Raw genomic sequence first — 13,411 nt, 5'->3', positions numbered from 1 at the left:
AAATTTCCTGCGTTGTCAGGAAATATTTCCGCGAGACGCAAAGAGAGCGGTGCATTATGAGCGCTCCACGTGATTCCATAAACGTGGGCATTATGAACGCCAAAGGCCGGCGGTCCGTTCTTCGGGCGCCAATCGCTCTGCTTGCGTGCTGGCTGATTGGCGCCGCGGCCCATGCTAGCGATATCGAACGCGGCCGCTATCTCGTCGAAGCGCTGACGGCCTGCGATAATTGCCATACGCCGCGCGGCCCAGCTGGCTATGATCTCTCCAGTCGTTTCTCCGGCGGCGCGCAGACATTTTCCGGCAAATCCTATGTCGTGCGGGGTCCCAACATCTCTCCAGATAGAGAGACCGGCGTCGGCGCGTGGACCGACGAAGAATTGCGCGCCGCGATCGTCGACGGCGTCGGCCGGTATGGCCGTCTTGCGCACGTCATGCCGTCGGACTCCTACAAGCCGCTGACCGCGCGCGATCTCGACGCGATCATCGCCTTTCTGCGCTCGGCGACGCAGATCCACGCGCCGCTTCAGGCGCCGCAGCAGCGCAGCGGCGAATGGACGCCTCGCCTGATGCCCGGAGCGGCGTCGGCCTTTGATGACGCGTCTCTTGCCGACAAAAACACGCGCGGCCGCTATGTCGCGTCGCTCGCCCGTTGCCTGTCGTGTCACAGCGAGGAAATCGATGGCGCGCCTGAGTATCGAAATCGTCTCGGCGCGGGCGGAAAGACCTTCCGCAACGCCGCCGGCGTCGTCGTCGCCTCCAACATCACGTCGCATCCGGTAAAGGGCGTCGGCGCCTGGTCGGACGATGAGTTGAAGCGCGCGATCACACAAGGCGTGGCGCGTAATGGCGCGCTGCTGAAGCCGCCGATGTCGACGCTCTCCAAGGCGCATTTCTCCAAAATGTCGCCGGATGATCTCGACGCGCTCGTCGCCTGGTTGCGGACGATTCCGCCAAAGGAATGAGCTAACGCGGCTTTGACGCGGCGTCACGGATCGCCTCGGCGAGTTTGCCTTCGAAAAGCATCGCCGAACCGAAATGCGTCTCGATATCGAAAGGCCGCTTCTGATTCATGTCGAGTGAAGCGCTATGCATGGCGATCAGACGACCGTCTTCGGTGAACAGGCCGGAACCCGAGCCGCCATAGCCGTCATTGCAGTCGTGACGCACGCGACGAATGTGACCTTCGGTGGGCTCGTCGACGCGATAAACATCGCATGATTCAGTACTGGCCACGAGGCGTGTGTTGGAATGTCCGGCCGGAGAGACCATCACGACCTTGAAGCGCGCGCCGGTGGCGACATCACTCGTGTCCGGTGCGGGCTGCGGCTTCACGGTTTCAGGCGTTGGCTGAAGCAGACGCAGCAACGCCCAATCGTCAGTGATATGCAACGCTTTCGATTCGACCGAAGCGCCGATGCGAAGGCTGTTCTCATCGAAATAATAGTCGCCGCCGGCGATCCTGAAGAAGCAATTCGTCACCGGATGCGTTGGGACGAGACGCCGATCGACGAAATTATGCGCATTCATCACGACGAGATCATGCGCTCCGACGAGCCAGGCGGCCGCCGCGCGCTCCAGCGTTCCGAAATCCGAGTAGCACATGAGCACGCCGGCGCCGGCGAAGCGACTGGCGTCCGCCTCCGTCATCGCTTGCCGCCGGTCGTCGGGGTAAAGCGCGGCGTGCGCTGTTTGCGCGCCGATGCGCGCAAACGTCACGCCGAGCAGCATGAGCGTGACCAGGGCGACCGGAAAAGCGGTCGAGCGCAGAATCGCCGGAGCGAACAGGCGATGGCGGCGCGCAGGCGAATTCATTGGCGCGACATGTTTTGGCATTCGATGCTTCTGATGCGGAGGGGATGACCGGCTTTCAACAAAAGCTGTGCGCGATTTTGCGTCAAGCGCCACGACGTCGGGAAGCATGGGGAGAAAACATGCCGATATTTCCCGAGACACATTACCGATAAATCGTGAAGACTCGGCCTTGCGCTTAAACTTATATGCCGGCGGATCGTCTCTCGAATTTGCGCGCGAACGCGCAGCGAGAATAAGCGACCGTCAATGAACCACGGCGGCTGCATTTTGCCGTCTATTTGCGGGGCGACGTCGCCGTCGAAGACGCCATGAAGGCGTCCGGGCGAGGTTGCAGGAGGACTCGTCGATGAGGAAACTGCTGAATTCCGTGTCCCTGTTGTCCGTGCTGATCGCGGCGCCGATCGTGACGATGTCCGCTGCGACTGCCGAGGATAAGCTCGAAGCTCTGACGAAGAGCGAAGACAACTGGGCCATGCAGGGCAAAAACTACAGCTCCAACCACTACAGCACGCTGACCCAGGTCAACGCCGATAACGTCAAGAACCTAAAGGTCGCCTGGTCGTTCTCGACTGGTCTGCTCAGCGGTCACGAAGGTTCGCCGATCGTCATCGACGGCAAAATGTATGTTCACACGTCTTTTCCCAATAATACCTTCGCGCTCAACCTCGACGACCCGACCCGCATTCTCTGGCAGCATAAGCCCAAGCAGAACGCCGCGGCGCGCGCCGTCGCCTGTTGCGACATCGTCAATCGTGGTCTCGCCTACTGGCCCGGCGACGGCAAGGCGCCTGCGCTGATCGTGAAGACGCTGCTCGACGGCCATGTCGTCGCGTTGAACGCCAGCACCGGCGAGGAATATTGGAAGATCGAAAACTCCGACTTCAAGGTCGGCTCCACGCTGACCGTCGCGCCGCACATCTATAAGGACATTGTGCTCATCGGCAGCTCGGGCGCCGAACTGGGCGTGCGCGGCTATATGACCGCCTATGATGTGCGCACCGGCGAGCAGAAGTGGCGCGCCTATGCGACCGGTCCGGATTCGGACGTGCTGATCGGCGACGACTTCAACAAGGCCAATCCGCATTACGGCCAGAAGGGCCTCGGCACGGCGACCTGGGAAGGCGACGCCTGGAAGATCGGCGGCGGCACCAATTGGGGCTGGTTCGCTTACGATTCGGGCACCAACCTCGTCTACTACGGCAGCGGCAATCCGGCGCCGTGGAACGAGACGATGCGTCCTGGCGACAACAAGTGGACGATGACCATTTGGGGCCGCGACCTCAACACGGGCGAGGCGAAGTTCGGCTATCAGAAGACGCCGCACGATGAATGGGACTACGCCGGCATCAACTTCATGATGCTCAGCGAGCAGAAGGACAAGGACGGCAAGCTGCGCAAGCTGCTGACCCATCCCGACCGCAACGGCATCGTCTACACGCTCGACCGTACCGACGGCACGCTGGTCTCCGCCGACAAGATTGATGACACGGTCAATGTGTTCAAGAAGGTCGATCTGAAGAGCGGCCTGCCGGTGCGCGATCCGGAATATGGCACGCGGATGGACCATCTCGCCAAGGACATCTGTCCCTCGGCGATGGGCTATCACAACCAGGGCCTCGACTCCTACGATCCCAACAAGGAGCTGTTCTTCCTCGGCGTGAACCACATCTGCATGGACTGGGAGCCCTTCATGCTTCCCTATCGTGCGGGTCAGTTCTTCGTCGGCGCGACGCTCAACATGTTTCCGGGTCCCAAGGGCGATCGTCAGAAGGCTGAAGGCCTCGGCCAGATCAAGGCCTACAACGCCATCACCGGCAAGTTCAAATGGGAGAAGATGGAGCGCTTCGCCGTTTGGGGCGGCACCGCCGCCACCGCCGGCAACGTCGTCTTCTACGGAACGCTCGACGGCTTCATCAAGGCCCGTCACAGCGACACCGGCGAACTGCTGTGGAAGTTCAAGCTTCCGTCCGGCGTCATCGGACATCCGATCGTCTATCAGCACAAGGGCGTCGAATATCTCGCCATCATGTATGGCGTCGGCGGTTGGCCGGGGGTTGGCCTCGTGTTCGACCTCCAGGATCCGACAGCCGGTCTCGGCGCGGTTGGCGCCTTCAAGCAGCTCGCCAATTACACGCAGATGGGCGGCGGCGTGATGGTGTTCTCGCTCGACGGCAAAGGTCCCTACGACGATCTGAGCGTGGGCGAATACAAGGCGAACTAATCGCCCATCGTTCCATCGATCTCATCCGCCTGAGGCGGTTACGAGACGCCTGTTCGGACGCGCCCCCATGCGTCCGAGCAGGCGATCGAAATGATCACGGAAAGAAAGCCATGTCGCGATTCACTCGCTTGCCCGCAGGCGCATGCGGCGCGCTCTTCGTCGCTCTTGCGGCCATGAGCGCAGAAGGCGCTTCGCTCGGCGTTGCTGGCGACGCCGTCTCGAACGCCGCGACCGCTTCGGCGGCGGAGCCGTCAGATCCCAATACGCTTCGCATCTGCGCGGCGAAGAATCAGCCGCCGCTCTCGATGGAAGACGGCTCGGGACTTGAGAACAAGATCGGCGTTGCGCTCGCCGACGCCATGAAACGTAAGGCCCAGTTCGTCTGGTCGCAGCAGCCGGCGATTTATCTCGTGCGCGATTCTCTCGACAAGAAGCTCTGCGACGTCGTCATTGGACTCGATACCGGCGATCCGCGCGTCGCAACGTCGAAGCCGTACTATCGCACCGGTTATGTCTTCGTCAGCCGCGCCGATCGCGACCTCGACATCAAATCATGGTCCGACGCTCGTCTGAAGAAGCTTGGCCACGTCGTCGTCGCTTTCGGCTCTCCGGGCGAAATGCTGCTCAAGGATATGGGCCAATACGAAGACAACATGGCCTATCTCTATTCGCTGGTGAACTTCAAATCGGCGCGCAATCAATACACGCAGATTGATCCCGCCCGAATGGTTGGCGAGGTGGTCAGCGGCGCCGCCGAGGTCGCGGTCGGCTTCGCGCCCGACGTCGCACGTTACGTCAAGGCGTCATCGACGCCACTGCGGATGACGCTGATCGAAGACGACGCAGTGAAAAGCAATGGCGAAAAAGTGCCCCAGCGCTTCGATCAATCGGTCGCGGTGCGGCGCGACGACAAAGCCTTGCTGACTGAAATCGATCAGGCGCTCGTCGCCGCTCGGCCCAAGATCGATGACATCCTCAAAGCGGAAGGCGTTCCTCTTCTTCCCGTCACCCAATGATGCGCCGCGCGCAACGAAAAGCAGGACGAAATACGTGTCGAATAGCAAAAGAAGCGTTTCCCTGTCCCTCATTGGCGCTGCGGCCTGTTTGGTAGCGCTCGGCGCCATCGCGCAGACCGCAGGGATCACATTCCGCAACACGATCACGGGCGAGGTGCTGAACTTTGATGACGCGCTGCCGGAGGGAAAGGACACCGCAGGCGTCAAGGAATTCATGACGTCGGGCAAGAATCCTTATAACGAGGATGCAAGCTGTCTGAAGCTGGGCGAACAGCTCTTTCTTTCCGCCTGCTCCGGCTGTCACGGCCACCTCGCCGAAGGAAAGATCGGCCCCGGCCTCAACGACGCCTATTGGACCTATCCGCAGAACGAAACGGACGAGGGTCTGTTCTCGACGATCTATGGCGGCGGGCAAGCGTCCATGGGGCCGCAGTACCAGAACCTCACGCTCGATGAGATGCTGAAGGTCATGGCCTGGATCCGACATCTGTTCAAGGAAGCGCCGGAGAAGGCGAGCTGGCTGACGGACGCTCAGCGCAAGTCTTTCAAACCCTACGCGGGTCACGAAACCCTGCCGGACAGCCCGCCTGGAAAGTGCCAGGAGAAGGCGAAGTAAGTTCTACGCCGCCGTCGCCGGAGGCGCAAACACCGAGGCGCAAGCCTCGCAAAAAGGAGGAAACAGGGATGCGTAAGATGCATTTCGCCGCGGCGCTCACCGTCGGCATTCTATTTAGCGCCGGAAGCGCGCTCGCCTATGACGGCACCAAGTGCAAGGCGCCCGGAAATTGCTGGGAACCCAAGCCCGGCTTCCCGGACAAGGTCGAGGGGTCGAAATACGATCCCAAGCACGACCCCAAGGAAATCGCCAAGCAGCAGGCGTCTGTTCAGGCCATGGAAGAACGCAACAAGAAGCGGGTCGAGAACTTCAAAAAGACCGGCAAGTGGGAATATGACGTGAGCAAGATTGCTCAATAAGTTTCATCGCGACACAAGCGCGATGATCTAGCGGCCACGATCTGGAGCCGGCGTATTCGACAACAGCGCATTGGCTCTATTCCCGAGATCGTGGCCGCCTCTTTTTGTTTGGCGCGCTAAGGTCAGGCCTTGAACGAAACTCTGCACGTCGTCCAGAAGCTCTCCGATTGGCGCGCGCGCGCCCTTGAGTTTGAACAGGAAATTCAAAAGGCGGTCATCGGGCAAGCGCGCGTCGTCAGGCTCGTGACGATCTGCATTTTCGCACGCGGCCATGTGCTGATCGAGGGCGACGTCGGCGTCGGCAAGACGACGCTGCTGCGTTCCGTGTCGCGCGCGCTTGGCGGCGATTTCGCTCGCGTCGAAGGCACGGTCGACATGATGCCGAGCGACATTCTTTATCACACCTATCTGGGCGAAGACGGCCGCCCCCGCGTCGATCCATCCGAGCTTCTTCGCCATGCGGAGACGCTGCCGGTGTTCTTCTTCAATGAGATCAACCGCGCGCGCCCTCAAGTTCATTCTCTGTTGCTGCGCCTGATGGCCGAGCGTAGCGTGTCGGCGTTCAATCGCGTGCATCACTTTCCCTATCTCAATGTGTTCGCTGATCGGAACATGGTGGAGCGGGAAGAAACCTTCGAATTGCCGGCGGCTGCTCGCGACAGATTTTTCATGGAAATTCTTATGGCCGCGCCGGACGATGAGGACGCGCGCCGCAGGCTGGTTTTTGATCCAGCGTTCCATGATACGGAAACGCTTCTCGAGCGGGTGAACTCCGGCACGCTGGACTATCGCGAGACGCCTGCTGTCGCGCGCGCGATCCAGACGCATGTGAGATCGAGCGAAGCGCTTGAACGTTATGTGCTGAACCTCTGGCAGGCTCTCGTCGACCCAAGTTCGGCCGGCGTGTCGCTGCCGGACGTCGACCTCGACAGCCTCGTCAAGGGCGGCGCGAGTCCGCGTGGACTGGCGGCGCTTGTGCGCGCCGCGCGGGTGCGCGCCTGGCTTGAAGGCCGCGATTATCTTGTACCGGAAGATGTGCGCGATGTCTTTATTGAAGTCATGGCGCACCGCATCTTTGTCGATCCGATCCACGCTTTGCGCAGCGACGACATCGTCAAGCGGCTGTGTCGCGCGGCATTCGACGCGACGCCCGTTCCATGAATACGCTCGTCGATATCCTATATCGACCGCGCGGTCGCTTTGCCGCTAACCACGTCGGCGCTCACACGTCGAGCGAGGTCGGCGGCTTTGGAGTCTTTCGCGACCAGGCGCCTTTCATGCGCTATCCGGACGCCCGCCGCATCGACCTCCGCGCGACGCTGCGCGATCCGTTCGGCGTCACCTATGTGCGTCGCTTCGAGCAAAGGGCGGCGATCGACGTTTACGCGCTCGTCGACCTTTCGGCCTCGATGGGCTTCGCCGGAGCCGTCAACCGATTTCAGGTCGCCGTCGATCTTTGCGGCACGCTGGCGTATTCGGCCACACGCAACGGCGATCGCTTTGGCGTGTTCGCTTTCAAAGAGGCGTTGGTCGGTCGGGTTACGCTGCCGGCGACGCGTTCGAGAAGGGCGGCGCTCGCCGCCGTCGAAAGGCTTGGCGTCGCAACGCCCAGCGGATCGAGCGCTAAAGGCGTGCTCGACGCCGCAGCGGCTCTCGGCGCTACGCGCAAACTGGTGTTTCTCATTTCCGATTTTCGCTGGCCCGCGCAATTGATCGAGCAGGCGTTCGAGGCGCTTTCACTGCATGACGTCGCGCCGCTCGTTCTGATCGATTCACTCGAAGCCGCGCCGCCAAAATGGGGCGTGCTGGAGCTTTGCGACAGCGAGAGCGGCCGCCATCAGCTCCTATTGATGAGGCCCGCGCTTCAGCGGCGCTGGGTCGAAGCCGAGCAGTCCCGTCGCAAAAATCTCGCCCGCGCGTCTTCAAGACGCAGCCGCGCGCCGATTTTTATCCAGGACGGTTTCGACGCCAGCGATCTCAGCATGCGGCTGACGGCGGCGTGAGGCCTGCGATGCGCATTGCATGTGTCGCCCTCATGCTCGCCGCGGCGCTTCCTGCGTTTGCCCAGGAAACGACGGTGCGCATCCACTCGGCGCGCCCGTTCGGCTATTTCGTGGGCGATCTCATCCATGCGCGCATCGACGTCTCCGCGCCCGCGGACGCCGTGCTGTCGCGCGCCTCCTTGCCCAATCCAGGTCCGCTCACCGGTTCGCTCGATCTCCGGGACGTCAAACTTCGCGAGACGTCGGATAACGGCGCGCGCCTATGGCGTCTCGACCTCACATATCAGAACTTCTATGTCGCGCTCGATGCGCGCGACATCGAAATTCCTGGGTTTCAACTCTCCATTTCGACGGCGACAGGCGCGCAGACGGTCGCCGTTCCCGCATGGAGGATTGGCGTTTCTCCTTTGCGAGAGGTTGCGCCGCAGAAGCAAGAGCAGGCGTCGGATTATCTGCGTCCCGACGGTTCGGCGCCGTTTGTTGATGAGGCCACGCCGCTCAATCTGGCGTTCGGCGCAGGCGTCGCCGCCCTGCTGGCGCTCGCTCTTGTCGCGCGTGATCGCGCCTGGCCACCCTTCCAGCAACGGAAGGCGCGAGTCTTTTCAGCGCTCGCGCATGAAATCTCGACGCGGCGCGGCGCTGATGACGCCAATCTGGCCGCGACGATTCAGTCGGTGCATCGCGCGCTCGATCAGGCCAATGGCGCCATTCTGCTGTCAGCCGACCTTCCGGAGTTTCTGCGCAGACGTGCGGAATTCAAACCGCTGCGGGTCGACTTCGAGCAATTCTTCGAAACCTCGAATCGGCTTTTTTTTGGCGGCGAAAGCTCGAGGGACGACGATGCCGCCGAGCAGCTCGTGCAATTTGTCAGCAGGCTCGCCAGGCAGGAGCGCGCAGGATGAGCGGCTTCGGCTTTGAGCACATCGAGCCGCTGCTTCTAGCGCCTCTGGCGCTGCTTCCAATGCTGCGGTCCGTCTTGCGCGGCGCGACGATACCCTCGCTCCTCGCAGCGCCCGCCGACAGCCTCTCCGTCATCGCCGGCATTCTTCTGAAGTTCTGCGGCGTCGTGGCGATCGGCGCCAGCCTACTCGGCGCCGCCAGCCCCTATGTCGCCGGCGCGGACGTCGAGCGCTTTTTCGAGGGCGCGCAGATCGTCATGCTGATCGACCGCAGCGGCAGCATGAACGAGACCTTCGCGGGGCGAACGCCGTCTGGGGGGGAAGAGTCGAAGGCGGCGGCGGCAAGGCGCATTCTCAAGCGCTTTGTCGAAGCGCGCCGTCACGATCTCGTGGGCGTCGCGGCGTTTTCGACGGCGCCAATGCTGGTGACGCCGATTTCGGATCATATCGGCGCCACCGAAGCCGCAATCGACGCGATCGACCGCCCGGGCCTCGACTATACGAATATCGCGCGTGGACTCGCCATGGCGCTCTCGATGTTCAAGACGAGCCAGGCTGATCTGTCGCGCGCGGTCCTGCTGATCTCCGACGGGGCCGGCGTCATTGATCCAAAGCTGCGCGATGATTTAAAGGCGGAATTCCGCAAGACGAACGTCAGCCTTTACTGGCTGTTCTTGCGCACTCAAGGCAGCCGAGGCATTTCCGATCAGCCGGCCGGCGACGATGAGTCGCCACAGGCCGCGCCGGAACGCCATCTCGATCTCTTTTTCAAATCGCTCGGCGTTCCTTACCAGGCCTTCGAGGCTGAAGGCGTCGAGGCGACGGAGGAGGCCTTAAAACAGATCGACAGGCTCGAACGCCATCCCGTCCGATATGTCGAAAAATTGCCGCGCACGGATCTGAGCGCGTGGGGCTTCGGGCTGGCGCTCGCCGCGACGCTGCTTCTCCTTGCCGCGAAGCTCGCAGAGGTCAGGCTGAGCGTCGGGGACAACGCGCGATGACGATCTTCGAGACGAGGATCACGAACGTGCGCAACAGGGCGCGCGCGCTTTGGCGAGAAGCAAAATCGTCGATTCTGGTCGCGTTTTTTCTTACGTTGATCGTCACGACGGCTGCATTGCTCGCCGAATGGCGCGGCGCCGTCGTCGCCAATGATGCGATCGAGGCGATGCGCGAGGGCCGCGACGTCGCCGTCGACGCGAACGACAGGCCGGAAACGATTCTCGCGCGCGTCGCCTTTCTTGCGGCGCGAAGCGAAATCGATCGCGCCCGAGCCTTGGTGGAGGCGCTCGACCGCAGCGGGAGCATCGAGGCGCGCGCGCGCGGTCATTATCTCTTGGCGAACGCGCTGCTGCGCAAGGCGTTCGATCATGTCGAACGATCGCAACTCGAAGCGGCCAATCCCTTCGTCAATCTCGCCAAGCGCGAATATCGACGCGCGCTGCAGCTCGCGCCCGACTATTGGGACGCGAAGTTCAATCTCGACGTCGCGGCGCGGCTCGTCCGGGATTTTCCGGATTTCGAGAGAAAGAGCGGCGACGAACTGAGCGCCGATCCCAAAAAACTCTGGACCGATATTCCCGGCAAACCGAAAGGACTGCCGTGATGCGCCCGGATGTGCGCGATCCTCGCGTCGTTCTTCTCGCGTTGGCGACGCTGTCGCTCGCAGCCACTTTCTTCGCGCCAAAGATTATGATCCGGCGTCCGTCATTCGATTTTCTCGCCATCGTCGACATCACCGGCAGCATGAACGTTCGCGATTACACCGTCTCCGGCCGACCGGTCAGCCGTCTCGACGCCGTGAAAGCCGCGCTTCGCGCCATGCTCGCGGAATTGCCCTGTCCATCACATGTCGCCCTCGGCGTTTTTACCGAACGCAGGCCGTTCCTGCTGTTCGAACCGATCGACGTCTGCGCAGATTTCACGCCCCTGCAAGCTTCGATTGAGGCGCTCGACTGGCGCATGGCCTGGGAAGGCGACAGCCGTATATCCGCAGGCTTTTTCCGCGCGATCGATATGGCGAGAGAATTGAAAAGCGATTTGCTGTTTTTCAGCGATGGCCAGGAGGCCCCGCCGCTTCCGGCGCGCGGCGCGCCGACATTCGAAGGGCGTGCGGGCGAGGTGCGCGGCCTTGTCGTTGGCGTCGGCGGCTATGAGCTCTCGCCCATCCCGAAATTTGACGATAGAGGCCGCGAGGTTGGATTCCTCGGCGCCGACGACGTTCCGCACGAGAGCCGCTTCGGCCTGCCGCCTGAAGGCGCGGAGCGGCGCGAGGGCTACAACGCCCGCAACGCCCCCTTCGGCGCCAGTGCGGCGGTCGGCGTCGAGCATCTGTCTTCTGTAAAGGAAGACTATTTGCGTTCGCTCGCTGAAAGGACCGGGCTTTCCTACGCTCATCTTTCAGACGGCAAGCGACTGTGGAAGGACTATGCCGCGGTCGCCTCCGTCCGACCGCGCGAAGCAGCGGTCGACTTGCGTCCGTTCTTTGGCGTGGCGGCTGCGCTTCTCACGTTCATGGCCGTCGCCGCAGCTTTTTTCGCGCAGGCTTTCATTCAGATGCGCCGCGCCGCGCCGTTCTACCGCTTTCCACAACCAAGGAGATCCAAATGAGGAAGTTGTTGGGGCTCTTCGCCCTTCTGATTTGCGCGCCTGCGCTCGCGCACGGACCGACGCCGATCAAGGTCGACGAGTCGATCGTCATCGCCGCCGATCCCAAGGCCGTATGGGCCGTGGCAGGTAAATTCGACGGGCTCGCGAACTGGCACCCTGACGTTCAGAGCGTGACGGCCAAGGGCGGAGACGCCGCCGGCGCGGAGCGTGAAATAACCCTTAAGAAGGGCGGCGTTCTTAAGGAGGGGCTCGATGAATATGACGCTTCGACGTTCAAGCTTTCCTGGCGCATGTCAGATCCAAATCTCGATGCGCTGCCCGTAAGTTCCTACACTGTCACCTTCACGATCGAACCGGCGTCAGGGGGAGCGAGTTTGGTGAAATGGTATGGCCGTCTCTATCGCGGCGATACGAGCAATGAGCCGCCGGAAAATCTCAACGATGACGCCGCGCGCGCGGCGATGACGAGCTACTTGCGCGACGGTCTTCAGGGCCTGAAGAAGAAAGTCGAAGGGAAGTAGCTCCGCGATGCGCTTTCGCGAAGCGATCATTCTTGCAGGCGTCTGCGCGCTCTTCGCCTCATGCGGCGAAGAGCGGCGCGCCGCCGAACAGGATGATCTGATCGAGTCTGAGGCGCGTAAGGGCGCTGACGTCTGGCTGCGCGCCACCGATCGCACTGAACCTGCGCTCTGGCTCGCGCAACGCGAAGCCGGCGGCGCCGTCGGCGTGCGTGAACCTGCGGTCGAGCGCATACGCGCTGCTCTGCTCTCGGCGCAGCCGCATTTCCTCGAGTCCGACCGCATGCTCGCGAATCGCACCGCTCAGGTCGGGCAGATGCTCGCGGCCGACGGCCACGCCGAAGACTTCGCGGGACTGATCAACTCGCTTGTAGAAGTTGCCGCGATCGCCGGCCAAAAGCAGACCTATGGCGAGGTTTGCCAGCACTATTACAATCTGCGCCACAGCGGAGTTGAACGGGAGGAGGCGCTGCGGATGCTTGCCGCCCGTTATCGAACGCAGAAGCAATTCAGATAGCGGCGCCTTTCTCGATCACATGGAGCCATGTCATCGAAAAGGAAACGCTCAACATCGAATGTGAGCAGGTTCTCATCGTGTCAACTTTTTCGGAACCTGCTTTAGGCAAGTTTCATTGCAACCTTGTTTTCGACGGCGATACGCAGAAGATCCGCTTTCGAACGCGCGCCGAGCTTGCGCTTCAGCAGGATGCAATTGTTCGCGACGGTCTTGTATGAGACCTTAAGAATATGCGCGATTTCCGTCATATCCTTGCCGTCGGCGAGATTGCGCAGGATTTCGATTTCCCGGCCGTTAAGCGCGTCGAGAGGGTTGCTTGCGCGGCTCTGGTCGGCGAATGCGAGCTTGAGCGCGAGAGTGTTCGACAGATAGCGCTCGCCCGCCGCGACGGCGCGGATCGCCTTGATAAAGACGCGTGGGTCCTCGTTCTTCGCGACATAGCCACGCGCGCCGCCCTCGATCGCCCGCGCGGCGAAAACCGGATCGTCGTTCATGGTGAAAACGATAATTTGAGCGTTCGCGTCCCGCTTCAAGATGCGGCGCAGCAGTTCGAAGCCGGAGACGCCGGGTAGATTAATGTCGAGCACCACGACGTCGGGCGCTGCGGACGCATAGGAGTCAAGCGCTTCGTTGGCGTCATGCGCCTCGAGCACTTCGATGTCTTTTTGTCCCGAAAGCATGCCGCGGCAGCCCTCGATCACCATGGGGTGGTCGTCGACGATGAGAATGCGCATCCTTTTTCGCTTGTTTGAGAGCCTGAACCTATGTTGTGAAAACCGCTAGTCTTGTCAATCGACTGTAAGTGGACGTCAACGGTTAAGCATGGAGACGAGGGCG

Annotated in this window: 15 protein-coding genes; 13 read left to right on the top strand and 2 right to left on the bottom strand. The window is 61.7% G+C overall.

The features are described from left to right. Window positions 1-92 precede the first annotated feature (92 nt). The gene (locus tag IYX23_RS15790; protein WP_196393555.1) at window positions 93-965 is read left to right on the top strand and encodes a c-type cytochrome; all 873 of its coding nucleotides are present in this window, start codon (window positions 93-95) and stop codon (window positions 963-965) included. Between the two features lies 1 nt (window position 966). Here the strand turns inward: IYX23_RS15790 and IYX23_RS15785 are convergent, their stop codons facing one another. After that, complete coding sequence (locus tag IYX23_RS15785) at window positions 967-1,836, bottom strand: serine protease (RefSeq protein WP_246716859.1); 870 nt, start codon at window positions 1,834-1,836, stop codon at window positions 967-969. 325 nt (window positions 1,837-2,161) lie between these two features. Here IYX23_RS15785 and IYX23_RS15780 point away from each other — a divergent pair, with 325 nt between their 5' ends. The 12 genes from IYX23_RS15780 to IYX23_RS15725 all read left to right on the top strand — a co-directional run bounded on the left by IYX23_RS15780 (window position 2,162) and on the right by IYX23_RS15725 (window position 12,574). Beyond that, entirely contained in the window at window positions 2,162-4,036 is a 1,875-nt protein-coding gene (locus tag IYX23_RS15780; protein ID WP_029649305.1) for a methanol/ethanol family PQQ-dependent dehydrogenase, read from the top strand. 110 nt (window positions 4,037-4,146) lie between these two features. Beyond that, window positions 4,147-5,052 carry a methanol oxidation system protein MoxJ gene (gene moxJ, locus IYX23_RS15775; protein ID WP_196393556.1) on the top strand — a complete coding sequence of 302 codons (906 nt, stop codon included), beginning with the start codon at window positions 4,147-4,149 and terminating at the stop codon, window positions 5,050-5,052. Between the two features lie 34 nt (window positions 5,053-5,086). Further along, window positions 5,087-5,668, top strand: coding sequence for a cytochrome c(L), periplasmic (gene moxG / locus IYX23_RS15770; RefSeq protein WP_109024521.1), 582 nt, complete (start codon window positions 5,087-5,089; stop codon window positions 5,666-5,668). A gap of 68 nt (window positions 5,669-5,736) precedes the next feature. After that, window positions 5,737-6,027 carry a methanol dehydrogenase [cytochrome c] subunit gene (locus tag IYX23_RS15765; protein ID WP_018406704.1) on the top strand — a complete coding sequence of 97 codons (291 nt, stop codon included), beginning with the start codon at window positions 5,737-5,739 and terminating at the stop codon, window positions 6,025-6,027. Window positions 6,028-6,156: 129 nt separating this feature from the next. After that, a complete protein-coding gene (locus IYX23_RS15760; RefSeq protein WP_196393557.1) occupies window positions 6,157-7,188 on the top strand; it encodes a MoxR family ATPase in 1,032 nt (343 codons plus the stop codon). Continuing rightward, window positions 7,185-8,030, top strand: coding sequence for a DUF58 domain-containing protein (locus IYX23_RS15755; protein WP_196393558.1), 846 nt, complete (start codon window positions 7,185-7,187; stop codon window positions 8,028-8,030). The genes IYX23_RS15760 and IYX23_RS15755 overlap by 4 nt, the downstream gene beginning before the upstream one ends. An 8-nt stretch (window positions 8,031-8,038) precedes the next feature. Beyond that, window positions 8,039-8,932, top strand: coding sequence for a nonribosomal peptide synthetase MxaA (locus IYX23_RS15750; protein WP_196393559.1), 894 nt, complete (start codon window positions 8,039-8,041; stop codon window positions 8,930-8,932). Then, complete coding sequence (locus tag IYX23_RS15745) at window positions 8,929-9,930, top strand: vWA domain-containing protein (RefSeq protein WP_196393560.1); 1,002 nt, start codon at window positions 8,929-8,931, stop codon at window positions 9,928-9,930. The genes IYX23_RS15750 and IYX23_RS15745 overlap by 4 nt, the downstream gene beginning before the upstream one ends. Next, window positions 9,927-10,535, top strand: coding sequence for an MxaK protein (locus tag IYX23_RS15740; protein WP_196393561.1), 609 nt, complete (start codon window positions 9,927-9,929; stop codon window positions 10,533-10,535). Before IYX23_RS15745 ends, IYX23_RS15740 begins: the two co-directional genes overlap by 4 nt. Further along, entirely contained in the window at window positions 10,535-11,539 is a 1,005-nt protein-coding gene (locus IYX23_RS15735; RefSeq protein ID WP_196393562.1) for a VWA domain-containing protein, read from the top strand. The genes IYX23_RS15740 and IYX23_RS15735 overlap by 1 nt, the downstream gene beginning before the upstream one ends. Then, entirely contained in the window at window positions 11,536-12,060 is a 525-nt protein-coding gene (locus tag IYX23_RS15730) for an SRPBCC family protein (RefSeq protein ID WP_196393563.1), read from the top strand. Before IYX23_RS15735 ends, IYX23_RS15730 begins: the two co-directional genes overlap by 4 nt. Before the next feature lie 7 nt (window positions 12,061-12,067). Further along, window positions 12,068-12,574 (top strand): hypothetical protein, encoded by a 507-nt coding sequence (locus IYX23_RS15725; protein ID WP_196393564.1) that lies wholly within the window; start codon window positions 12,068-12,070, stop codon window positions 12,572-12,574. 101 nt (window positions 12,575-12,675) lie between these two features. On the opposite strand, the gene IYX23_RS15720 is transcribed toward IYX23_RS15725, so the two are convergent. Beyond that, window positions 12,676-13,308 (bottom strand): response regulator transcription factor, encoded by a 633-nt coding sequence (locus IYX23_RS15720; RefSeq protein WP_018406713.1) that lies wholly within the window; start codon window positions 13,306-13,308, stop codon window positions 12,676-12,678. Window positions 13,309-13,411: the final 103 nt, after the last annotated feature.

Source organism: Methylocystis sp. L43, assembly GCF_015709525.1.
Classification (GTDB): Bacteria; Pseudomonadota; Alphaproteobacteria; order Rhizobiales; family Beijerinckiaceae; genus Methylocystis.
Note: the sequence above shows the minus strand (reverse complement) of the source record. Positions and strands in the feature narration are given on the sequence as shown.